Annotated in this window: 24 protein-coding genes; 14 read left to right on the forward strand and 10 right to left on the reverse strand. The window is 66.0% G+C overall.

The annotated features are described in order from the left end of the window. The first annotated feature begins 1,068 nt into the window (after positions 1 to 1,068). Positions 1,069 to 1,287: a hypothetical protein gene (locus tag AC3EO7_RS05855; RefSeq protein WP_431972572.1), complete on the forward strand. Its 219-nt coding sequence runs from the start codon at positions 1,069 to 1,071 to the stop codon at positions 1,285 to 1,287. Positions 1,288 to 1,389: 102 nt separating this feature from the next. Here AC3EO7_RS05855 and AC3EO7_RS05860 read toward each other — a convergent pair whose 3' ends face one another. Continuing rightward, positions 1,390 to 2,229, reverse strand: a complete 840-nt coding sequence (locus AC3EO7_RS05860) for an IclR family transcriptional regulator (RefSeq protein ID WP_431972573.1) — start codon at positions 2,227 to 2,229, stop codon at positions 1,390 to 1,392. Between the two features lie 243 nt (positions 2,230 to 2,472). Between AC3EO7_RS05860 and AC3EO7_RS05865 the strand changes: the two genes are divergently transcribed. The 9 genes from AC3EO7_RS05865 to AC3EO7_RS05905 all read left to right on the forward strand — a co-directional run bounded on the left by AC3EO7_RS05865 (position 2,473) and on the right by AC3EO7_RS05905 (position 10,480). Next, positions 2,473 to 2,949: a flavin reductase family protein gene (locus AC3EO7_RS05865; RefSeq protein WP_431972574.1), complete on the forward strand. Its 477-nt coding sequence runs from the start codon at positions 2,473 to 2,475 to the stop codon at positions 2,947 to 2,949. A gap of 113 nt (positions 2,950 to 3,062) precedes the next feature. Further along, positions 3,063 to 4,214 carry a 3-ketosteroid-9-alpha-monooxygenase, oxygenase component gene (locus tag AC3EO7_RS05870; protein ID WP_435590627.1) on the forward strand — a complete coding sequence of 384 codons (1,152 nt, stop codon included), beginning with the start codon at positions 3,063 to 3,065 and terminating at the stop codon, positions 4,212 to 4,214. Positions 4,215 to 4,224: 10 nt separating this feature from the next. Continuing rightward, positions 4,225 to 4,452 carry a hypothetical protein gene (locus AC3EO7_RS05875; protein ID WP_431972576.1) on the forward strand — a complete coding sequence of 76 codons (228 nt, stop codon included), beginning with the start codon at positions 4,225 to 4,227 and terminating at the stop codon, positions 4,450 to 4,452. Between the two features lie 64 nt (positions 4,453 to 4,516). Continuing rightward, on the forward strand, positions 4,517 to 5,521 hold the full coding sequence (locus tag AC3EO7_RS05880; RefSeq protein WP_431972577.1) for a 2Fe-2S iron-sulfur cluster-binding protein: 1,005 nt from the start codon (positions 4,517 to 4,519) through the stop codon (positions 5,519 to 5,521). A gap of 13 nt (positions 5,522 to 5,534) precedes the next feature. Further along, a complete protein-coding gene (locus tag AC3EO7_RS05885) occupies positions 5,535 to 6,419 on the forward strand; it encodes a VOC family protein (RefSeq protein WP_431972578.1) in 885 nt (294 codons plus the stop codon). Positions 6,420 to 6,591: 172 nt separating this feature from the next. After that, the gene (locus tag AC3EO7_RS05890) at positions 6,592 to 7,080 is read left to right on the forward strand and encodes a hypothetical protein (protein ID WP_435590628.1); all 489 of its coding nucleotides are present in this window, start codon (positions 6,592 to 6,594) and stop codon (positions 7,078 to 7,080) included. Further along, complete coding sequence (locus AC3EO7_RS05895; RefSeq protein ID WP_435590629.1) at positions 7,080 to 9,389, forward strand: M48 family metalloprotease; 2,310 nt, start codon at positions 7,080 to 7,082, stop codon at positions 9,387 to 9,389. The genes AC3EO7_RS05890 and AC3EO7_RS05895 overlap by 1 nt, the downstream gene beginning before the upstream one ends. 183 nt (positions 9,390 to 9,572) lie before the next feature. Continuing rightward, on the forward strand, positions 9,573 to 9,899 hold the full coding sequence (locus tag AC3EO7_RS05900) for a hypothetical protein (protein ID WP_431972581.1): 327 nt from the start codon (positions 9,573 to 9,575) through the stop codon (positions 9,897 to 9,899). Further along, complete coding sequence (locus AC3EO7_RS05905) at positions 9,899 to 10,480, forward strand: carboxymuconolactone decarboxylase family protein (protein ID WP_431972582.1); 582 nt, start codon at positions 9,899 to 9,901, stop codon at positions 10,478 to 10,480. Before AC3EO7_RS05900 ends, AC3EO7_RS05905 begins: the two co-directional genes overlap by 1 nt. A gap of 94 nt (positions 10,481 to 10,574) precedes the next feature. Here AC3EO7_RS05905 and AC3EO7_RS05910 read toward each other — a convergent pair whose 3' ends face one another. Next, the gene (locus tag AC3EO7_RS05910; protein ID WP_431972583.1) at positions 10,575 to 11,207 is read right to left on the reverse strand and encodes a VOC family protein; all 633 of its coding nucleotides are present in this window, start codon (positions 11,205 to 11,207) and stop codon (positions 10,575 to 10,577) included. A gap of 121 nt (positions 11,208 to 11,328) precedes the next feature. After that, the gene (locus AC3EO7_RS05915; protein ID WP_431972584.1) at positions 11,329 to 11,586 is read right to left on the reverse strand and encodes a three-helix bundle dimerization domain-containing protein; all 258 of its coding nucleotides are present in this window, start codon (positions 11,584 to 11,586) and stop codon (positions 11,329 to 11,331) included. A 153-nt stretch (positions 11,587 to 11,739) separates the two neighbouring features. Here AC3EO7_RS05915 and AC3EO7_RS05920 point away from each other — a divergent pair, with 153 nt between their 5' ends. From AC3EO7_RS05920 to AC3EO7_RS05930, 3 genes are all read left to right on the forward strand, one after another. Beyond that, positions 11,740 to 12,216 carry a nuclear transport factor 2 family protein gene (locus AC3EO7_RS05920; protein ID WP_431972585.1) on the forward strand — a complete coding sequence of 159 codons (477 nt, stop codon included), beginning with the start codon at positions 11,740 to 11,742 and terminating at the stop codon, positions 12,214 to 12,216. A 138-nt stretch (positions 12,217 to 12,354) separates the two neighbouring features. Then, complete coding sequence (locus AC3EO7_RS05925) at positions 12,355 to 13,446, forward strand: YncE family protein (protein ID WP_431972586.1); 1,092 nt, start codon at positions 12,355 to 12,357, stop codon at positions 13,444 to 13,446. Positions 13,447 to 13,527: 81 nt separating this feature from the next. Beyond that, positions 13,528 to 14,574, forward strand: coding sequence for an aminotransferase class V-fold PLP-dependent enzyme (locus AC3EO7_RS05930; protein ID WP_435590630.1), 1,047 nt, complete (start codon positions 13,528 to 13,530; stop codon positions 14,572 to 14,574). A gap of 113 nt (positions 14,575 to 14,687) precedes the next feature. Here the strand turns inward: AC3EO7_RS05930 and AC3EO7_RS05935 are convergent, their stop codons facing one another. The 6 genes from AC3EO7_RS05935 to AC3EO7_RS05960 all read right to left on the reverse strand — a co-directional run bounded on the left by AC3EO7_RS05935 (position 14,688) and on the right by AC3EO7_RS05960 (position 20,403). Next, positions 14,688 to 15,113 carry a hypothetical protein gene (locus AC3EO7_RS05935; RefSeq protein ID WP_435590631.1) on the reverse strand — a complete coding sequence of 142 codons (426 nt, stop codon included), beginning with the start codon at positions 15,111 to 15,113 and terminating at the stop codon, positions 14,688 to 14,690. A 272-nt stretch (positions 15,114 to 15,385) separates the two neighbouring features. After that, a complete protein-coding gene (locus AC3EO7_RS05940) occupies positions 15,386 to 16,504 on the reverse strand; it encodes a serine hydrolase domain-containing protein (protein WP_435590632.1) in 1,119 nt (372 codons plus the stop codon). A 7-nt stretch (positions 16,505 to 16,511) separates the two neighbouring features. After that, entirely contained in the window at positions 16,512 to 17,384 is an 873-nt protein-coding gene (locus tag AC3EO7_RS05945) for a helix-turn-helix domain-containing protein (protein WP_435590633.1), read from the reverse strand. Between the two features lie 166 nt (positions 17,385 to 17,550). Beyond that, positions 17,551 to 18,270, reverse strand: coding sequence for a 3-keto-5-aminohexanoate cleavage protein (locus tag AC3EO7_RS05950; RefSeq protein WP_435590634.1), 720 nt, complete (start codon positions 18,268 to 18,270; stop codon positions 17,551 to 17,553). Between the two features lie 173 nt (positions 18,271 to 18,443). Next, a complete protein-coding gene (locus AC3EO7_RS05955) occupies positions 18,444 to 19,049 on the reverse strand; it encodes a 2'-5' RNA ligase family protein (protein ID WP_435590635.1) in 606 nt (201 codons plus the stop codon). Further along, positions 19,042 to 20,403, reverse strand: coding sequence for an NsdA family TPR-like regulatory protein (locus AC3EO7_RS05960; RefSeq protein WP_488186256.1), 1,362 nt, complete (start codon positions 20,401 to 20,403; stop codon positions 19,042 to 19,044). Before AC3EO7_RS05960 ends, AC3EO7_RS05955 begins: the two co-directional genes overlap by 8 nt. A gap of 455 nt (positions 20,404 to 20,858) precedes the next feature. Here AC3EO7_RS05960 and AC3EO7_RS05965 point away from each other — a divergent pair, with 455 nt between their 5' ends. Further along, positions 20,859 to 21,071, forward strand: coding sequence for a hypothetical protein (locus AC3EO7_RS05965; RefSeq protein ID WP_435590636.1), 213 nt, complete (start codon positions 20,859 to 20,861; stop codon positions 21,069 to 21,071). Between the two features lie 92 nt (positions 21,072 to 21,163). Here AC3EO7_RS05965 and AC3EO7_RS05970 read toward each other — a convergent pair whose 3' ends face one another. Beyond that, a complete protein-coding gene (locus AC3EO7_RS05970) occupies positions 21,164 to 22,231 on the reverse strand; it encodes an NAD(P)H-dependent amine dehydrogenase family protein (protein WP_435590637.1) in 1,068 nt (355 codons plus the stop codon). Position 22,232 lies beyond the last annotated feature (1 nt).

The raw sequence follows: 22,232 nt of genomic DNA on the forward strand, positions 1-22,232 counted from the left end.
GCAACGGTGGCACACCGGCCATTCACCACGGAGACAGGTGTTGATCTCGAGACGGTTGGGCCCCAAGCTGAACATCTTGTAAGCCAAGGTGCGAAACGTCGAGTTCGGCGTGAGCTGTTCCCGCCCGCGGGTGCCCTCGTGAAAAAGAACCACTTCGGACCGGCGACCGATCGCGGGGAGGCCATGCCTGCTGCATACATCCGGCAGGGGCTCGCAAAGCTCCACCTCGAATCGAATGCCCGAATCTCGCCACCCCTTCGACAGAGGCCGAGTTGCGGTGACCACGGGGACTGCGACAGGAACCACATCCACATCCGGGTATCGAGCCATCATTCCAGCCAGCCCCGTTGCCGACGCTCACCGAATATTTCGTCGACCAATCCGTTTGCACTCACGTGAATTCGACCTTGCTCAGCGTTAATATTCCGATAGCTGCTGACACATTCTTTCGCCCTGCCCGCTTGGGCAGATAGGTCTTTCATTGTAGTGCGAACTCGTCCAGGTCGTCCGGCTCTACCTTGAATTCTTCGGACACTGTCCCCCTCCTGACCAGTAGTGAAACACTTCCGTGAAGGACATGACCGTAGCACGAACCTACGATGCCGACGATCGACCAAATTCCGAGGTTACATCGCAGAAGGGCTGTCCAACCATAGAGCAACTGCTACCCCGGCTTTGGCTGACTCACGCGATCTGTTCGTAGTAGCACTGACCGGACTGGAGGCAGCGGTGGAGCTGGCCTCGTTTGTCGAGTCGTTGATTCGGCATCGGTTGTGGTGGGTGCTGGCGCCGAGCCTGGGTCCCGGGTCGCGGAGATCGTGTCGACCGAGTCCGAACGCGCCGAGTTGGAGGGTTGAGTGCGTAGACCCGATACGGCCGCAGGTCTGGCGTCGCAGGCGAGGATCGTGTCGGCCGCGGCCGGGAGCGGATCGAATTCTGCTGGTCCCCAACGGATCGGGCCGGATCGCGGCACGGTCCGCACGTGGGGTGATCTGGATCGATCGACGAGAGATCTGGTCCGAGTGGCCGAGTGCGGTTGCAGGAGTCTGGCTTCACGGATCGCCCGCGGTGGTCGAAGCGACGACCTCCGTTGGCAAAGCCTTTGCTGCCCTCGAGTTGGCGGTGGCAGAGAAGCGTGTGGCCTCCATCGATGACTGGCGGGTGGCACGAACTCCGGTTCACGATGCCTTCGGCAAATTCATCGGCTCGGCGCGCAGGGACTTGGATTTGTCGCCTGTTTCAGCCACCTTCTTCGACCACTATCCACCGCCGCCGGAGGAAGGCTAGACGTTGCGGCAACCGGTAGTTCCGGTTGCCGTCGCAGTACTAGGGTCGCCGGGCCCAACGGTCACAGCGCCGCCGGGATCGAATTGCCCGGCGCCGAACATCTCAGCGCCAGCGCGCGTGCCGCGGGAACAGCGCCCGGCCCGCCTCGTGGGCGACCTCGACGAGAACGCGCGCCAGCCGGGCGGTGTCCAGCGCGGGTCGCTCACCGCTGACCTGCCCGGACAGCGACAGCGCGGCCACCGCGGCGCCGCGCCCGCGCACCGGCACGGCCACGCACGCGATGCCGCTGACCGATTCCTCGTTGTCGACGGCGACGCCCTGGCGGTGCCGGATCCGGTTCAGCTCCCGGTGCAGTTCGCCTCTGTCGCAAACGGTCCGGGCGGTCAGCTGGGGCAGCCGGTCACGGAACGACGCTTCGACGATGCTGGGTTCCAGCGTCGCGAGCAGCGCCTTGCCCAATGCCGTGCTGTGCGCGGGCATGCGGCCGCCGAGCCGGGTCGGGATGGTCGCGGCCAGGCGTCCACCCGCCTTGTCGAGATAGAGCACCTCGCGCCCGTCGAGCACGCCGAGGTGTCCGACCATCCCGGTGCGCTGACACAGATCGTGCAGCAGCGGGCTCACCACATCGCGAATCTCGTTGTGGTCGGCGGCGAGTCCGCCCAGCTCCAGGGTGCGCATGCCGAGGCGGTAGCCGCCGGGAGCGTGCGCGAGCCAGCGCAGCCGGATCATCTGATCCAGGATGCGGTGCACCGTGGAGCGGGGCAGCCCGGTGCGTTCGGCGAGACCTAGCAGGGTCAAAGTCGGTGTCGCGCCGTCGAACGCATCTAGGATCAGCGTCATTCGTTCGATCATCGACACCGGCGGCTGGGCCGGCTTGGCGGTCGCACGACCCGTACCCGTCCACTCGCCGGACTCGGGATGGGTCAGCATCTCGACCGTCATGGCTCACCTCCATTGTGTAGCGACTCAAAGCTTAGAAGTATTTCGATTAGGCATGTGCAATTTCGGCACATGTGTTTGTGTCTCCCATCACAGTGCCGCGCCCGCGTCGAGCCTGAATCCCGGAAACTACGGAGATCGGTACGGATCTTTCTCGGTAGCCGGAACCCGTGCTTGACACCTCCGACACCCCGCCGCCTACGGTCATGACGAAACGGAATATTTCTAGTCGAAACTAGGAGCACCATGGCCGTCGATCTCGACTTCAAGGCCGTCCTGGGCCGATTCTGCACCGGCATCACCGCGATCACGGCGCTCGAAGGCGATCAGCCGCTCGGCTTCGCCTGCCAGTCGTTCTCCGCGCTGTCGCTGAGCCCGCCCGCTGTCGCACTCTTCCCGGCCCGCACGTCCACCACCTGGCCGCGCATCCGCGAGGTGGGCCGATTCTGCGTCAACATCCTGGCCGACGATCAGGAAGACGTGTGCAGGCAGCTGGGCCGCAGCGGCCAGGACAAGTTCGCCGACCTGCGCTGGCGCCGCTCCCCCAACGGCTCGCCGCTGCTCGAGGGCTCCATCGCCTGGATCGACTGCACCCTCGAGCGAGAGGTCGACGGCGGCGACCACACCATCGTCGTCGCGCACGTCACCGAGCTGAGCGAGCAGCGCGAGGCCGCGCCGCTGCTGTTCTACCGGTCCGGCTACGAGCGGCTGGCGGTGGTCTGAGCGGCTCCCGATCAGTGGGACCACGCCTACCGGCGCAGCGAGCGCCGTCACAGCATCGAAATAGCCCGGAACGACATAGGCCTGAGCGAAATACCTCTGGAGGACCCGACATCATGAGCACGGCGAACACCGACGATCAGGTGCGCGTGATCGACACCGGCGCCCCGCCCGCCCGCTACGCGCGCGGCTGGCACTGCCTCGGCCTCGCCGACAGCTTCCGCGACGGCAAGCCGCACACCATCACCGCGTTCGGCACCGAACTGGTGGTCTTCGCGGGCACGGACGGCACGCTCAACGTCCTCGACGCCTACTGCAGGCACATGGGCGGCAACCTCGGCGACGGCACCATCAAGGGCGACACCATCGCCTGCCCCTTCCACGACTGGCGCTGGAAGGGCAGCGGCCGCTGTGCGGCGATCCCGTATGCGCGCCGAGTGCCGCCGCTGGCCCGCACCAAGGCGTGGACCACTCTCGAACAGAACCGGCAGTTGTTCGTCTGGCACGACCCCGAGGGCAACCCGCCGCCGGAGGACGTCACGATCCCCCGCATCGAGGGCGCGTTCAGCGACGAGTGGAGCGACTGGACCTGGAACCAGATCGTCATCGACGGCGCGAACTGCCGCGAGGTCATCGACAACGTGGTCGACATGGCGCACTTCTTCTACGTGCATTTCGCGTTCCCGACCTATTTCAAGAACGTCTTCGAGGGCCACGTCGCCAGCCAGTACATGACCTCCATCGGTCGCGAGGACATGCAGGGCGAGCTGGCCAAGGAAGCGGGCGGCAAGAACGTGCTGCACTCCGAGGCGCACTACTTCGGCCCCTCCTACATGATCGACAACCTGGTCAACGAGTCCAACGGCCAGACGGTGGAAGCGGTGCTGATCAACTGCCACTACCCGGTGACCCCGACCAAGTTCGTGCTCCAGTACGGCGCGATCGTCAAGAAGCTGCCTGGTCTCGCGCCCGAGGAGGCCGACGCGATGGCGGTGCGGTTCGCGGGCGGGCTCGGCCGCGGCTTCGAGCAGGACGTGGCGATCTGGAAGCGCAAGACCCGCATCGACAACCCGCTGCTGTGCGAAGAGGACGGGCCGGTGTACCAGCTGCGTCGCTGGTACGAGCAGTTCTACCGGGACGTCGCCGAGGTGGACGAGAAGATGACCGACCGTTTCGAATTCGAGGTCGACACCACCCGCGCGATCAGCGCGTGGGAGGCCGAGGTCGCCGAGAATCTCGCCGCGCAGCGCGCGAGCAGCGAGGCCTGAGCGCAGCAGCATGGACGCCGTCATCTGTCAGGCCTGCGGAAACCGGGTCGCCGTCGTCAAATTCAGCCCCGCGCACACGAGCGTGCAGTGGACCGCCGCCGCGGCGGGACGCTGCGCGGAGCTGCGCGGCAACGGCGGCGGGCCCATGCCGGGGTGTGCCGCGCTACGCCGCAGCATCGACAACGCGGTCATCGCGGGCGCGCTGGGTCTCAGTACCCGAGAGCAGGATCTGTTGTGAGCGAGCGAACCAAGTACGCAGCAGCTCTGCTCACGGCGGAACCGAGCGCCGGCGAGGTGGAGTCGTGAGCATCCGGTTGCGCGTCGCGCGCGTGATCGCCGAGACCCCCGACGCGGTGTCGCTGGAACTGGTCGCCGAGGGTGAACGCCCCGCGTATCGGCCCGGCCAGTTCCTCACCCTGCGAATCCCCAGCGACCGTACCGGGTCGGTGGCGCGCTCGTACTCGCTGTCGAGCGCACCGCACGAAGACGGTCCGCTGAAGGTGACCGTGAAGCGGACGGCATCCGGCTATGCCTCGAACTGGTTGTGCGACAACGCCACCGAGGGTATGGAGTTCGAAAGCCTGCCCCCGGCGGGGGTGTTCACCCCGGCCTCGCTCGACGACGATCTACTGCTGCTCGCGGCAGGCAGCGGGATCACGCCGGTGTTGTCCATCGCGAAATCGGCGCTGGCGCAGGGACGCGGGCGCTGCACCCTGGTCTACGCCAACCGGGACGAGGGCTCGGTGATCTTCGCGGCCGAATTGGCTCAGCTCGCGGCGGCCCACCCGGACCGTCTCACGGTGGTGCACTGGCTGGAGACCGTGCAGGGCCTGCCCTCCGCGCGGCAGCTGGAGTCGCTGTTGGCGCCGTGGGCCGATCGCGCCGTGTTCGTCTGCGGGCCGGAGCCTTTCATGGATGCGGTCGAGTCGGCCGCCGCCGGGCTCGGCGTCGACCGGGTGCACTCGGAGCGGTTCCTGTCTCTCACCGGCGACCCGTTCGCGCCCGTACCCGCGGCCGACGCCGGGCACGAGGACGCGGCGGCCGTCACCGTCGATATCGACGGCGAAACTCACGAACTGGGCTGGCCGCGCGAGACGGTGCTGCTCGACGTGCTGCTGGCCCGCGGTATCGAGGCGCCGTACTCGTGTCGCGAGGGCGCGTGCAGCGCGTGCGTGTGCCGCCTGAGCGACGGCGAGGTGAAGCTGCTGCGCAACGACGTATTGGAGAAAGACGACCTGGCCGACGGCTATGTGCTTGCCTGCCAGGCGATTCCGGTCACCGACACGGTCCGGATCACCTATGACTGAGGAGAACCACCCCATGGCTGTCATCAGCTCGCTCGGTTATGTGAAGGTCGCGGTCAGCGATCCGCATGCCTGGCGCACCTTCGCCTTCGACGTGATGGGTTTCGCGGAGGGCAGCGGTCCCGACCCGGACGCGATCTACCTGCGCATGGACGAGCGCGGCGCCCGCTTGGTGCTGGTGCCCGGCGATACCGACAAGGTGCTCGCGGTGGGCTGGGAGGTCCGCGACCACCGTGCGCTGGCCGCCGCGCGAGACGCGGTGCGCGCGGCGGGAATCGAGGTTGCCACGCTCTCCGTCGAGGAGGCCGACGCGCGCCGGGTCGAGGAGGCGATCGCCTTCGCCGACCCCGCGGGGACGCCCGTCGAGGTGTTCCACGGCCCGGTGCTCGACCACAGCCCGGTCGTCACCCAGCACGGAAACCGTTTCGTCACCGAGGGACTCGGCCTCGGCCACGTCGTGCTGCCGGTGCCGGACCTGGACGTCGCGTTCCGCTTCTACACCGAGGTACTCGGCTTCCTGCCGCGCGGCGCGTTCCGGCTGCCGACCCCGCCGGAATACGGCCCGATGCGGGTGCGGTTCCTCGGCGTCAACCAGCGGCACCACAGTCTTGCGCTGATCCCCTCCGGCGGCAAGGAAGGCTCCGGGCTGGTGCACATCATGGTCGAGGTCGACGCGCTCGACGACGTGGGCCGCGCACTGGACCGGGTCGGCAAGGCCGGCTACCACCTGTCCTCCACGCTGGGCAGGCACACCAACGACAAGATGATCTCCTTCTACGTCCGCACCCCGGGCGGCTGGGATCTGGAATTCGGCACCGAGGGGCTGCTGGTGGACGAATCCACCTACACCGCGGAGGAAATCACCGCGGACAGCTACTGGGGCCACGACTGGTCGCGCTGACGAGCTCGAACCCGAAGTCAGGACAACTGAATTGAGAGAGGGGCCGTGCGTCGGGCCCGCAACCCTCTGCCCAGGGCCCGCCGCACGCTCTCGTCCTTCGAGTAACACTGCCTGCGCGACAGGCGATTTCGGAGCATTGACATCCCGGCTCACTCGATTCGGAGGTTGGCTCGTGTTCGATCCGGTTGTTTCCGATCTCGCCCGTGACGTAGTCGGTGAAGTGGTTCCGGCCGAGCTACCGGTGTTCGATGCTGTGAGCCGAGCGTACTTCAAATCTCCGAAGGCTACCCTGCATGGCAGGAGCAAAGCCGGCCCCCTCGGGTTCGGGCTGGCTGAAACCGCGACAATGCTGACACCCGCGGTGTTGTTCGCAGCCACTACCCTGCTGAACGCGTTTATCGACCCACTCGCCCAACGGACCAGTAATGTGCTGGTGCGCAAGGTTTTTGGAGTTTTCCAACGCCGCCGCGTGCATTCGCGCGAAGAGATCAGCCGAGCATTTCGCGCGTTGACACCCGCCCAGGAGTCCACGCTTCGTCAACTCGCGGTGACCTCCGCACAGGAAGCACATGCCGACCCGGAGATGTCGGAACGGATCGCCGACTTGCTGATCGCCAATCTGCGCGGCGTCGGCGCGGATGAGAACCGGCATGAGCAGTGATGAACGTCCTCCGGCCGCCGGCGGGCACCTCGCTGCGATTCGCGCTCCTGATCCTGCTGGTCGGCGCAAGTGGCCTGTTCATCTTCTATCAACTCTTCTTCCTTGCACCAGTCAGTCACAACTATTTCTTCTCGGTCTTCGGTCGCTGCTTCGCGGATCCGAGAATCGCCCTGCCCGACACCTACGAGACCGGGCGGTCGTTGCTGATCGAATGTCAGGCTCCCGCCTTTTACGCGAAACTGAAGTGGATCGGATCAGGATTCTTAGTACTGATCTCGAGCACGGCGGTGCTCTATCTACTACATCCGGTGCGGACCACATTGTGGAACGGGTGGGTGCGATACGAACCGAGTGCCTACAACGCTCACGTGCTGACGCACCTGCAGGAACTGGTCGACCAGATGGGGTTGAGGCGCGCGCCCCAGTGGTACGTCGCCGGACGGGGCAGCGCCTCGGCCGGAGGCAGCGTCTTCGGACTTCCGCGGCGGCGGCGAATCCGTCTGGACGCGGCGCTCGTCCGCGACTTGCACGACAACCCCGACACATTCGATGCGACGGTCCTGCACGAGCTCGCCCACCTGCGCAACCGCGATGTCGATCTCACCCAAGTAACCATTGCTCTGTGGTGGGCATTCGTCGCGGTTGTCGCGATGCCATTGTTCGTGCTCGCCGCATTCTCCGCCACCGACAGTTTCGACCGGTCGGCCGCCGCATCGGAGCTCACTGCCCACCTCGTGGATCGGCCGTTGCTGGTCACCGAAACGCTGGTGCTGACCGCTCTGGTCTTTCTGACCCGCAACTCGGTGTTGCGCGCCCGTGAGCTGCACGCCGACGCGACCGCTGCTCAGCACGACGGTGCAGATGAAGTGGTCCTGCGTCGCCTCTACCCGAAACGTTCCCGTGGTCGACTCGGTCGCTGGACAGGTTTCGTGCAGCTGCTGGGGACACATCCGATGCCCGCTGCCAGGATCGCCGCGCGCAAGCATCCCCACCTGGTGTGGCGTCCATCGTTGGTACAACTGTGGGCGGCCGGACTGGCCCTCGGGCTTTTGGCGGCAAATCTCGACCAGCTGGTCCAGCAGCTGTTCCTCGATGTTCTCGGACGAATCAACACCTTCCAAGGCGTGGCCCTCACCGGCACGGGCATCGGTGCGTTGTCGACGACGGTGCTGTTGATCTCGCTCTGGCAAAGCCGGGGTCCGACGGTCGACTGTCGAGTGTCACCGCGGGCGTGCGCGCTGCAGCCAATCGTCCTGGTGACAGGTCTAGTCGCAGGTCTTGCCGTGCCGCTGCTGACTTACCACCTGCGCAGCACCCCGCACGTATGGGCGTCTTCTCGATGGTGGAACGGTGATTTCACTCCGCTGATCCTTTCTGCTATCCCCCTCACCATCGGATTGATACTGCTCGCGCTGTGGTTCCGCTCGGCGATCGAGCCCGCTTCGTCGTCTCGACGACGAACACTGGGCCTGCTCGTCGCCGGTGCGGTCATCGCGAGCCCGTGGTTCGCGGCATGGTATGTCTCAGCTGATTGGCGGCGCGAGGAACAGACCGCTGGACTCGGGTGCTGGTGGGATGGGATCTCGACTGCTCAATTCGGGCAGGCGTTACGTTGCCCACCTGCGTTTCCGGTCTTGAATCTGGTCGAGATCAATCCGTTGACGCTTCTCGGTATCGTGCTGGTGTTTCTGGTTCCCCTTGGTCCACGAGCATCACAACGGGGGCATGTTGCGGCTGGAACCATCGCGGGACTTTCGGTGGTGGGGTTCGGAATCTGCCTTGCCTTCTGGGCTCAGGACGCGGTCCCCGCATCCGATCGCCGCATCGGCACGCCCGCCGGAGACGCTTTCCTCGACACGTTCTGGCACGCCTATCTCACTGCGGCAGTCGCACTTCAGGTCGTCGCAGCCCTCGCCGTACTCGTCCGATCGCGTGCTTTCCGGATGCGCGGCGCCGTTCTCGCCGCGTCGATCGCCGCGATCATCGGGACGGTCGGTCAACTAGCGACGTGGGCAACGGCCCGCTGCATCGACCTGTGGGGAACGAACCCCGCAAGCTGTGTGCCACCCCTATCCATGCCTCGGCTGGCCGCCGACCTCCACACGGTCATGCTCTACGGATGTTTGGCCTGCGTCCCCATCGTCACCCTCGCCGCGCTTCGGCGCCCACTGGTGGGGAAGCCGAACCATTTGCCAGCACGAACAATCGCCGGCGACATCGTGGTGGCCGGTGTTGTCATAGTCGTCCTCGTCGCCGTCATCGCGAATCTGCCAACTGCCGAGCGAGTATGGGTCAGGTGGGGAGCATGATCGACAGTGCGGACGAACGTGGGATGGCGATTCTCGGAATTGGCCCTGCGGATCGTCTGGCGCACAGGGGCTCTGCCGATTCACATCAGCCCGGAGAAGGTGTGAGTTCTGACCGCTGCCCGGTGGGCCTATCGTGGTGCGCGTGGAGGCAGTAGCTGAACTCGTGGAGAGGTGGAAGCCGCTGTGTCATACGAGGACAAGAAGCAAGCAGCGCACCGCGCTCTGGTGGACCGCGTCCTGAACGGGGAGGGCAGGGCATCTCGGGACCAACGCTCCCGCGCCTTCCGCAATGCCGATGTTCCACCGCCTTTGCAGGCGCTGATCGGCAAGGTCGCTACGAAGCCTGCGCAGGTCACCGATGCCGACTTCGCCGCGGCCAAGGCAGCCGGCTTCAGTGAGGATCAGCTCTTCGAGTTGGTCGTCTCCGCCGCGGTCGGCCAGTCCGCCCGGCGGTACGCCGCCGGACTCGCAGCCTTGGCCGAAGCAACCGGCAGCGGGGAGGCCGGGTGATGCGACTCGACATCCTCAACCGCGGTTACCGTCCCGGGATCAAGTTGTTGTTCACGCTGATCCGGGCGTTCTCCGGGCAGCCGGTGCCGGACGCCGCCAAGCTGGTCTTCTACCGGCCCGACTTCTACGGCGCCCTGGCGAAGGCGTTCACCCACGAAGCGATGCGGGGGCCCTCCGCCTGGTCGGTAGCCGACCGAGAGCTGATGGCGGCCTTCGTGTCGAAGGTCAACGACAGCGCGTTCTGCATCGGCGCGCACACCGCGACCGCGGGGCAGGCGTACCAGGACGGCGCGAAGGTTCGAGCGGTGCTGGCCGACGTGGAATCGGCCCCCATCGAGGACGGACTGCGGGCCACGCTGCGCATGCTCGGCAAGCTGACCCGGGAAGGAACGGTGAACGTCGAGGACATGCGAGATGTGCTGTCCGCCGGTGTCACACGCCGGCAAGTCGCGGACGCGCTGGCGGTCTGCGCCGCGTTCGATACGACCGACCGCCTCGCCGATGCCTTCGGTTTCGAAGTGCTGAGCCCCGCGGGCTTCGAGGCAGGAGCCAAGTACCTGCTCAAACGGGGCTACCGATAGGACCGCGGCTCTGCGCACGCCCCAGCCGAAGTCGACTCGACGAGCGCTGAGCTGCGCCGGGATACGCCCGGGTCGAGGCGCCGGACTCGCCGGCTCAAGCCGGGGTGGCCTCCCACTCGAACCCGTCCGGGTCGGCGAAGGCCCCGAAACCGCCGCCGATGACGACCCGGTGCGACCCGGCGCCCTCCGGCTTGACGCCGGCGTCCTTGGCCGCGGCACGGCGTCCGTAGAGCGCCAGCTTGACCGAAGACGGCGGGGTGTCGAACTCGACGTACTTGCTGCCGAAGCTCTTTCCCACGGCCAGGCCGCGGTCGACGTAGAACTGCTTGGTCGCCTTGACGTTGTCGACCCCGAGGAGCACCACGAGATCGTCGATCTCCCGGATGGCAGGCCCGGTGTCCTTCTTCGCCGACGTCGCGATCTTCCAGATCGCCCCGTCCGGGGCCTGAATGACGCCGCCGTATCCCCAGAAGCTCTTCTTGGCCGGCTTCAGCGTCGTCGCGCCCGCCTCGATGGCGGTGCCGATGAAGCTGTCGACGGTGCTCGGCTGCGACACCACGAGCGACAGGATGAAGCCTCGAAAGCCGGTCGTCGGCGCCTCCGAGGCGCGGACGCGCACCTTGTCGCCGAGACCGAACGCGGCGTCGTAGAAGGCCGCGGCAGCCGTGGGGTCGGACACCTCGAGGATGACGTAGTCGATGGCGGTCTGATCAGTGGTGATGTTCATGGCGACAACGCTAATTGCGGCGCGGTGACCAGCGCTTCTCGATTCCTGATCGGTTCGGCCGCCCGCGTCGCCGGGCACGACGGGTATGTCGATTTCGTCGACAGCCGCGGCATCGACGGACCTACGCCGAGGTTTCGGCTTCGGCCAAGGCGTGCAGCCACTCACGCGTGTAGCGCTCGGCGAGGAGGGGAAGGAAGTGGTCGAAGGTGGCGTGGTCGGCCATGTGGTCGTAGGCGGCTTGCAGGAACTGTTCGATGGCGGTCTCGGGGGCGACGCCCTCGAACTCGTTCGCCAGCCGGGCGGCGGCGGTCTGCAAGGCATGCCGCTGGTCGACGGACGGCTCGGCGGGGCGGTCGGCGGGCACGGGCGTCTCGGTCACGGTTCCTCCTCGTGACGGGTATGTGCACGGCGGCGCGGAGGGGCGCTCCACACCCGCTCGTCGAGTACCCATTCGCCCGCGCCGCTGCACCCGGACGACATAAAATGAGAACACGTTCTTGTCGAGCGCGCCGCCTCGTGCCAGGCTGAGCGCATGGATCTCGCCGCCATCGAAGCCGTGCGCCAGCTGAAGTACCGCTACTTCCGAACCCTCGATCTCAAGCTCTGGGCGGAGTTCGCCGACACGCTCGCCGTCGACGCGGTCGGACGCTACGGCACGCACGCGCTGGGCGAACCGCTCGCGCTCGACGGCCGCGCCGCCATCACCGATTTCATGCGCCAGAATCTCGGCCCCGGCATTCTCACGGTGCACATCGCCAACCATCCGGAGATCACCGTCGACGGCGACACCGCGACCGGGTCGTGGGCCTTCGAGGACACCGTCATCGCCACCGAGTACGGCGTGCTGATCCGCGGCGCCGGGTACTACGACGACCGGTACCGGCGCGACGCCGACGGGCGGTGGCGCATCACCGAGACCAGCTATCGGCGGATCTACGAATCCAGCCGATCGCTCGCCGATACGCCGAGCCACCGGCTGCTCAGCAACATGTGGGCCGACAAGGTCTGAACGGTTCGGCCGCGCGAAGAATCGGCACGGAAAACGAGCCCCCGCCACCGCAATACGTCCCGGTAGCGGGGCAACCGCTTGCGGCGACGGCGATTACGCGGAATAGTCCGTTCGGATACCCACCAGAAAGGTCCTACGATGGCAAACCGGTTCCGGCGGCGATCGTCGCGCGCGTTGGCGCTCGCCGCGGTCGCCCTGTCGCTGCTCGCGCCGACCGCCGGGGCCGCCGATACCGGGCCGCTGGCCTACATCCCGGTGGCGGGCGAGGGCGCGGTGGTCGTGGTCGACACCGCGACCGACCAGATCGTCAGCCGGGTCGAGGGAGTCGGACCGCAGGCATCCGCGGTGACGGCCTCCCGGGACGGACGCCATCTCTATGTCCAGGCGTTCAATCCACCGTTCGTCGGCGCCGACGACATTGTTGTCATCGACCGCGCCACCGACAGCGTTACCACCCGCATTCCGATCAGCGGGACGGACGGCATGACGCGACCGATCACCGATCCGGTCCGGGACCTGGTCTACGTGGTCACCGCCCGCCCGTCCATCGACGTGCTCAGTACGACGTCCAACACGCTGGTCCGCTCGATGCCGCTGCCGTCGCTGGCGCTCGCCGCCGCCATCTCTCCCGACGGTGAACGCCTCTACGCCGTGTTCGCCGACTCGACCGCCGCCGTGTTCGACCCCGAGTCGGGATTCCAACTCGGCGAACGCATTCAGATCGACGGCTCGGTGCCCGCGTTCGCCGCGGTCTCCCCCGACGGTCACAAGCTCTACGCGATGAACGCGCTGGGCGACAACGTCTCGGTGATCGACACGGTGTCCTGGCGGCGGCTCGGCGCCATCCCGCTGCCGCCCGGCAGCGCACCGGTGTCGGGCGCGTTCAGCCCCGACGGGGATCGGCTCGTGGTGGCCACCCCGGGCGCGAACGCCGTCCAGGTGGTCGACGTGGCGGCCGACCGCGTGACGAGCTCGGTTCCGGTGGACGCGCCGGTCTCGGTCGGCTTCACCGCCGACGGCGCCAAGCTTTACGTGGGCAGTCTCGGCCCCCAGGCCGGTCCGGTCATCGCGCCGATCGCGGGCTTCGACGCGACCTCGCTGCTCCAGCCCCTGGTGCGGGCGAGCAGCAGGCCGAGTTCGGTGATCTCCCTCGACGCGGCGACACTGCGACCGAGCGGATCGCCGATCGGCATCGGCGCGGCGCCCGGCGCGGGAGCATTCACGAACTGAGTCCCGAGTCCGGCCGAGATCGGTCCACTTTCGGGCCGCTGGCGCTGTACGAATGGTCACCGAGGTCGCATGCTGCAAGGCATGTCCTCGCTAGCGCCCGATGAATTCCGTTCCGAGACCGCCTATCTCAACACCGCCTCCTACGGACTGCCCTCGAAACGGGCGCTGACCGCGACGGCCGAGGTCAACGCCCGCTGGGCGGCGGGAAGGGGCGGCCCGATGACTCACGATTCGATGGTGCCGGAGCTGCGTGCTGCGTTCGCGAGGCTGCTGACCGGCGCGCACCCCGATCACATTGCGCTCGGCAGCGGCGTCGCCGGTCTGGTGGGTCCGGTGGCGGCCGCGCTGCCGCCCGGCGCGGAGGTGCTGCTCGCGGCGGGCGAATTCGCCTCGGTGTCTATGCCTTTCGTGCATCGCGGCGATCTGGCGGTGCGGGTGGTTCCGCTGGCGGAGCTGGCCGCGCAGGTGCGGCCGGAGACCGCGTTGGTGGCCGTGAGCGTCGTGCAGTCCGCCGACGGGCGTATCACCGATTTGGCCGAGCTGCGCGCCGCCACCGCGGCCAACGGCGCCCGGCTGCTGGTCGACGCCACCCAGGCGGCGGGCTGGCTGCCGCTGCGCTTCGCCGACGCCGACTACTGGGTCTGCGCGACCTTCAAATGGCTGATCGGCGCGCGCAGCGTTGCGTTCTTCGCCGCAGCGTCCGAGTCCACCGCCGCGCTGCGCCCGATCGGACCGAGCTGGTACGCCGCCGAGGACCGCTGGACCGAGCTCTACGATCCGCGCGCCCTGCCGGTCACCACCCGCCGCTTCGACGCGACCCCGGACTGGCTGGGCGTCGTCGCCGCGTCGGCCGGTCTCGGCCTGATCGAGGAGCTGACTGTCGAGAAGATCAACGCGCACAATCTCGATCTGGCCGACCGCTTCCGCGCCGGTCTCGCCGAACTCGGCCGAGAGCCGGTGCCAGGGCGTTCGGCGATCGTCGTGGTTCCTGGCGCGGGCGAACTCGCACCGCAGCTGGAGGAGGCGGGCGTGATCGCCTCGGCCCGGGCGGGCTCACTGCGTTTCGCGTTCCACCTCTACAACGACGAGACAGACGTGGACCGCGCGCTCAACGCACTGGGTTCCTGAGCAGAACGGGGCGGACTTGGACCGGGTACGGCGGTCGATCGCCGACGTCGTGCGTGCCGTGCGGTCGAAGGCGCCGACCGCGACCGTCCGATCGCTGGACACGGCACCCGCGCTCAGCTCAGTGTGAACGTCGCCGTACCCGAGATCTGCTCCATCTCCCTGTCGTTCGAGTCCAGCGCGACGATCCGAGCCTCCACCCGGCCGACGCCCGGCGCCGTGCCGAAACCGACGATCACGCCGTCCACCGTGTTCTGGACGACACCGTTCACGACGCGGTGCTGCTGCCCGTCCGCGTACCCGGTATCCAGGTTCTTGAAGCGCACGGCGACCTTCCAGTCCGAGCAGCTGTCCCCGGTCTGGGTGACCTTCACCCGCACGCCGAACGTGCCAGGCTTCTCCTGCTGCACGGTGACCGCGTCGATGATCGCCGAGCAGCTGGTCGGAACCAGGCGCGTCAGGGTCGGCGAGAACGGAAAGCCTGGGTCGTGCGGAATGGCGGTAGATGGCGCTGCGAGCCCGACCACTCCGGCAGCGGCCACCGCTGCGATGACACCGACACGGACCGAAAACTGTTGTAGCTGTTTGCGATTGAGAGTCACGCCCGGTTTGTCGGGTCACCAACAGCCGTTGTTACCACAGTAGTTGCGTTAGTGAAATCACTGTAACATCTGGAAACGATGCTGTTGATGATCTCATCGGCCAGGTCCGAAAGCCGTTACAGCTCAGAAGATCTCAGCTTCACCGCTGATCCGGCGGCAACGGCGACTGTTCCAGCCCGCAGAGATCCCGTCCCTGGGCGAACTCTGGTGCATCAACCACACAGCGCCAGTCGGGTGAGAGCCCGAAGTGCGTCGTCGATGGGATGGGGCTGCGGTTTCCCCGAGGGGTCGAGTTGGTTCCATCGCTGCAGGTTGACCGCGATGGACATTTGCCGTCTGCCGTCAGCGCTGGTCATGGACATCGCGCCGCCGCCCCAGACCGAACCCTCATGGCCCCAGTAGATGCCGTGACCGGGCACCGTCATCTTCTGCAGGCCCAGACCGTAGTCGAGTGTCTTTCCCTCGAAGGAGATGACCGGAACGGTACGTTGCATCTGCGCCAGCGACGCTCGACTGATGATTTCGCCGGCCAGCAGCAGCCCGAAGAAGCGGTTCAGGTCCGCGACGGTCGATATCAGCGAAGCCGCCGGCCCCACCCACGACATGTCGTAGACGCTGTAGTCGCGCGGCGGGTCGATCATGCCGAACCACGCCTCGTAGTGCAGTGAGTGCGGTCCGTTGATATGCGGTCCGGCCGGGAGCTCGGTGTCCCGCAGCCCGGCGCGCTCGATGATGTTGCGGGTGATGTATTTCTCCGCCGAGGTACCGGCAATCGACTCCAGGAGTTGGCACAGGAGCAGATAATTGGTGTTCGAGTACACCCCGGGTGTGCCACCCGGGGTCCCGGTAGCGGGCACAGAGACCCCCATCTCGATCAGCTCGATCGCGTGAAACCTGGTGAACCGGCTGTCATCCAGGCTGGTCGGTGTCGTTTTCGCCAGGGCGGGGAAGGCTGCGAGGGAAGGGTAGGCATGCGGGAGGTATTCGGCGAGGCCGCTGGTGTGGTCGATCAACATCCGGACCGTGATCGCCGCGCCTCGTTCGCCGGGAACCAGCCGCGGCAGGTAGTGGCCGATGGGCGTGTCGAGCTCGATTTCACCATCGTCGACCAGCTGCAACACAGCGGCGGCGGTGAACGTCTTGGTGATGCTGCCGACACGGTGTCCCATATCGGCCGTGACGGGGCGGCCGGTGGCGACATCGGCGACTCCGGCGGCGCCACGCCAGACTTGGTCGTCGTCGCGCACCTCGGCGAAAACTCCGGGCATGCCGGCGCGATGAACGGTCTCCAGTGCTGTCTGTAGCTTCTCGGGATCGAATGTGCTGGTCACGGCACCACTATCGACCGACCGCTCCCGCCCGGTATTGGAAAAAACTTCCCCATGCCCGGTGCCTCTGCTGGGCGATGGTGGGCAGATAGTGCGCCCTCAGTGCCCCCGGCGTGCGGTTGGCGAATATCGACACGTCTCGGCACAGATGAGCCTGATCGGTGTATCCGCAGTCCACCGCGACGTCGGCGGCGGGCCGCCCCGCCAGCAGACCGTCGACCGCGTACCGGAACCGGACCAGCATCGCCGCCCGCTTGGGTGTCAGGCCGATCTGGGACTCGAACCGCGCCCACAGCCGCTTGGGGCTCCATCCGAGGGATTCGGCGAGCTCACCGATCTTCACCTGGCCACAGGAGGTGAGTATGCGATTCCAGCTGGCGAGCACCTCCGGGTCAGGCGTCCGCATCGGCCTTTCACATTGCGCCAGAAACGATTTCGTCACGGCGAAACGTTCGTCCCAGGTCCGGGTGGACGCGAGTTGCTCACGCAGTCGCCGAGCCCGCGATCCCCACAGGTCTTCCAGAGCGACCACGCCCCGGCCCAAATCAGTTGGGGAAACACCCAACAGCGAATACGCCTGTATCGGCGACAAGCGAACCTCGATGCACTCTGCCCGCTCGCCACGAACACGCATGGCCTCCACGGGAAGCCCGACAACGAAGCCACCGAGGGTCCGCCGCCCGACAGCATCGTCGACGATCAGCCCGCGATCCCCGAATTCGATCACCACGGTGATCGCCGCTGTCCCGGCAACCCGAAGATCCAACCCCGCGCCACCCGCGTCGCGATAACCGATGATCGCGGCACCCAGCGGCACGGCATCGGCCGGACCTGCGAAATCCCACCCCACATCAGGCTCGCGGCCGGAATCCACAGTTCCCACCCGTCCAGGCTACGGAAAGGTGAGGACACCGCCATCGCTCACGCAGGCCCGTCCGTGCCGACGATGTCGACGCCTACACCGACGATCATGCCGCTGGGCGCGCGGGCCCACTGTGCTGCACCGTAGTAGTCCGAGGCCGAGATCTGCTGTTGCTCAGGACATTCTGCTATGCGGATGAGCGGACGGTCCTGCGGATCCGCCGCACATCGAACACGGGCCCACCGGGCGCGGCGCGAATCGGTCCATCATCCAATGCAAGTCGATAATGCTGCGGCAGGTCGGCCTCACGGCACCACCCGAACACCTGGTCGACGTCGGCAGCGGAGTTGCCGAAGACGGGTAAGGCCATCGGTCCTTCGGGACCGCCGAAAGCAAGCGACAGGCAACCCGCATCTGCGGTGGTCATGGTCAGGGAGCCGCGCCGATGGAGCTCTTCGATGTGCGAGAAGCGATCGGCGACCACGGACGAGCGCTCACCCGATGTTGTGGGGTGCATCAGCAAACCGGGTCGGGTCTCCCAGATTTGGTTCCACGCCGCTTCGTAGGGATCGGCCGAATGCACGCTCGGCTCACCGAAGTTCGGTTCGTCGTTGTGGTTGTGCACGATGGTTGCGCCCGCGTCGACACAGGCGAGAGTCGTCGCGACGATCTCCTCGACCGTACGCGGCACGTTGGGATTGACCTCCTTCGACGTCGACCCATTGATGGCGGCCTCGATCACCAGCGGCTTACCCCAACTCATTCGACCCCCATAGGCGTGTGACGTACGGGCGCAAGCATCGCTGGAATCGATCCATTGCGCAATATCCGCATTCGACCAGCGGCAGGGGTCGTGGATCACTTGCCGCACAAGCGATTCCGACACGCACATCAGCTTCGCGATCAACCCGCCACCACGTGTGGCTGGTTACAGCATCAACTTTCCTGGACGCGGCACTAGCCCGTGAATGGATCGCGGGCACCCCTAGCCGGCTACTGCGCTGTCCGGAGCAGCCACACCGCGATCAGTAGGGCGCACGCCCATGCCGTCATGCGGCGTCGAGGACTTCCATCACCTCGTCAACCCGCCAACGGAATTCGGGCTATCGCTTTCCACCAGTACCCGTGTTGGCGGCGTTCGAGCAGGACCATGACAACCTCCGCTACCTTTACGTCAACCCTGCGGATCATGGTGCTTGCTCTTTCAGACGTCGCAGCAGCCATTGCCGAAAGATCTTCGCTGGCTGGGTAAGCCACCGTTACATGTGGATCAGATGCCGAGTCTTTTATTGGCGCCTCGGGGAAGACAGATAAGGTTGCCGAACGTAGCGCGTCGCGAAGGCCTCGCACCCGCTCGGCTGGCGACACCTTGAATCCGATTGCACCACGTAGGTTACTGAGCTGCTCAATCGTCATCATAAAGGGTGATTGATCCTGGCCGACGCGGCGAGCAGCGGTGACTATCGAATCAAGCTGCTTCGGTGCATGCACTCCGCTGTATGAGATTCGGTCCAGCGTTAGATGCAGACCCTCCCTGGAGACGGGATAGAAGTACGTAGTTCCTATCGCTTGTTGGCACTCTTCGGTCAGCGAGTGGAGGTCCGAGGCATGCTCGAAAGTGATGAACCAGTAGTAGCCCAGGGTTCCTGCGCGACGATCGCGCCGTTCATCGTCCGCACTATTCATTGGGTCCACCAAGGCTATTCATACTCGCCAACGCCTCGCGTACAGCACGCAATTGTGCCGATTCTCCCCACCTGGCCGCGGCATCTTTCACGAACTCGGAGCCTCGGCGGCGGACTTGCAGCATCGGCTTACCCGGCGACACGTGGAGGGCGTCGAGCATGATCCCCGCCGCAGAATCCAAGTCAGCGTCTTTCGCTAGAACTTGCGACCGAGCCAAGTCGATCATGACGAGCGAACGACCCCACGGCGAGTTCGTGTCATTCATCTCGGGCAAAGCAAGCTCCACATACTGTTCGACCTTGTCCGGCATCGCCAAAGAGAGATACGAGGTGGCTGCGTTGCCGGCCACTTGTGCCGAGCTGTAACTCTCGAGCGAGATGCTGGAGGGAACCCCCTCCGGCGCACCGCTGTTCGTCAAGTGTTCGTAGGCCTGATCGACCGCGCGATGCACACCCTCTATATCGCCGAGCTTTCCCATTGCCCGCGCGACGCCATTGATCGCGAGGCGGGCACGCTGTGGCCCGGATCCAGCATGAGTCAGGCCGTCTTGCGCGTAGTGCAGCGCCCTATCGTACTGTCCCGCGTAGTACTCGCAGAAACTTTGCAGGCCGCGTGCCCATGCTAAGAGAGTGTTGTCCTGCGCATGCTCGCCGAGCTGGAAGGACTCCAGGCAATAGGCGCGGGCGAGCGAGAAATTCCCGCACCCCACAGCGACATAGCCGAGCAGCCCTGAGGTTTCGCATGCGATCTCGAACAGTCGACCCCGCTGTCCCGGATGACCGCACTCGTCGATGAGTTGATCGAGCCAGACCCGCTGCTTCTCGAGTGCCGGAACAAGCTCGGAGGGATCAACCGTTTCGTACTGGGCGATGCTCTCGCACGTGATGCTTTGCAACTGCCGAATGATCTCGGGATTGATCGACCGGCTCAGCTTGTGGACACGAGCGAGTATGGTGATCAACTCTTCACTGATTCCCTGATATGAGGGCGACGACTCACTCGCTTCCTTGTCCCTGGTGCGCGGCATGCTGATCATGTCGTCATCTGCAGGCGTCGCGCTTCCATCCGTTGGCCGACGGGCTGGACGCTGGTGCCGGATACGCCAGGCAGCCTCCCCTTCAGCGACGATCTGTTCGAACCGTATCCGGTCTTCGGGTGTCGCTTTGAAGTCGAGCGTGGTGTCCAGGATGGCCTGCGTGTTCGAACGCGGTTTTACAGAGCTGAGGCCAGTCCGCCAGTTGTTTACGGTTGTCGTCTCCAGTCCTAGCGAAGCAGCGAAATCCCGAACCGATCGCCTCATAGCTTCTTGCAGAGCTACGGCTTCGAAGCCAGTCCATGCCCGCCCTCTGACCATTGCCTTACCTTACGATTTGCGTCCTGACCTGGAGAAATGCGTACGTTAGGCCAACAGTACCCGACCATCACGCGGTTCCGCGTACCAACCACCAACGGGCACTTTTGAACGGTGCCCGGTACCAAGCCGACGCCGCACCCCGTCGGTCGGCGCACCCGCCCCGGTGAGCCGGAGCAGGTGGCGAAAGCCCTTGGTACCGGGCGCCTTGACCGATCCATTTGTCCGCAGGGAAGGTACTCCCCAATGCCCGACGCGACGCCCGCTATCCATCAACTCGCCACCATGACCCCGCCTGAAACCCACCAGGCGCCCAGGCAGCCCTTTACGATCGACCAGGCCCATGCGGTGATGCAATTCCACGTTGCTTGTCGAGCCAAGAAATGCCAGCGCAAAGCCGCTGCACTCCGTACTCTGATCGCAGATGGCCGAGTTGTGCCTTCCGCCAGTAGGCCACGGTGATCAGCATTGAGATTCCTCGCCCATCCCGGCGTATTCGGCACATCCACATCGAATTCGGCACCCTGACGTTGGACTACCAGGCTGGCGCCGAACAGGCGCAGAACGTGGCAGATCAACTAGCACAGGGCTTTCCGGAGCTGATGGTCACCATCGATGACGACGTGCGTGCCGATCTACCTCCGTTACCGTGTGCCGCTCTATGGGATTGAGCCTCAGAGCCTTCCACTTCATTGCCCAACGCCACCAGGTCCTCGCGGCTGATTCGCGAGCACTTTGCGCGGTCGCCCTGGAACGCTGCCGATCAAGACCTCGTCGCGGGCGCCGTGATCAACGGTAGGTTCAGTGCGGTCAATATCCCCGGCGGGGCCGAAACCACCGCGGGCACCGCGTTCACGATCCGCATGGCCGTCGCCAGCAGCGTCGCGTAGTTGTGGTCGCCGCGCGGGCTCGAGGTCACCAGATCCATGGCGTAACAAGGATCGCCGGTGATTTCCACCCGGTAGGAGCCTTCGGGGTGGGCGGGCTGGGGCCAGTCCGGGCACAGGTCGGGGCGCAGCCGGGTGACGTGTTCCAGCACCGTGACGATGCGCTCGCCGACCATGCCGCGGACCTCGAAACGTAGTGCGGCGGCGGTGCCTTCGGCGATGTGGCCGGTGGCGATGTCGAACGATTCGGGTGCGGGGACGCGCTCGTAGGTCTCGGTGACCGCGTCCAGCGTCACGCCGATGCCCGCGGCGAGCTGGCGCACCACGCTCCCCCACGCCAGCGAGAGCACGCCGGGCTGCAACAGCATCGGCGTCTCGTCCAGCGGTTTGCCGAAGCCCATGATGTCGACCATGACCGCGCGGTTGTCGTAGCTGGCGTAGTCGACGATCTCCATGCACCGCAGCTGATCGATGCGCAGGCAGGTGCCTGCGAGCGCGAGCGGCAGTAGATCGTTGGCGAAACCGGGATCGATGCCGTTCACCCAGAGCGACGAATTACCTTGCGCCGCAGCTTCTTGCACCGGCTTCAGCAACTCGTCCGGCAGCACACCGAACGGGTACTGGAAGAACACCGGCGCGCACGCGACCACGTTGACGCCCGCCGCGAGCAGCATCCGCAGGTCCTCGATCGCCTCGGGCAGCCGGTTGTCGGTCATCGAGCAGTAGACGACGCAATCGGGCCGGTCGGCCAGGACGGCGTCGACGTCGTTGGTGGCGGCGACGCCGACGGCACGGTCCAGACCGGCGAGGATTCCCGCGTCCGTCCCGGCCTTCGCGCCGGATACCCACACACCGGTCAGTTCCAGGTCGGGGTTGGCGATGATGCCCGCCAACGCGTGGCGGCCGACATTGCCTGTGCCCCATTGCACTACGCGATAGGTCATG

It is taken from the genome of Nocardia sp. bgisy118, from assembly GCF_057708605.1.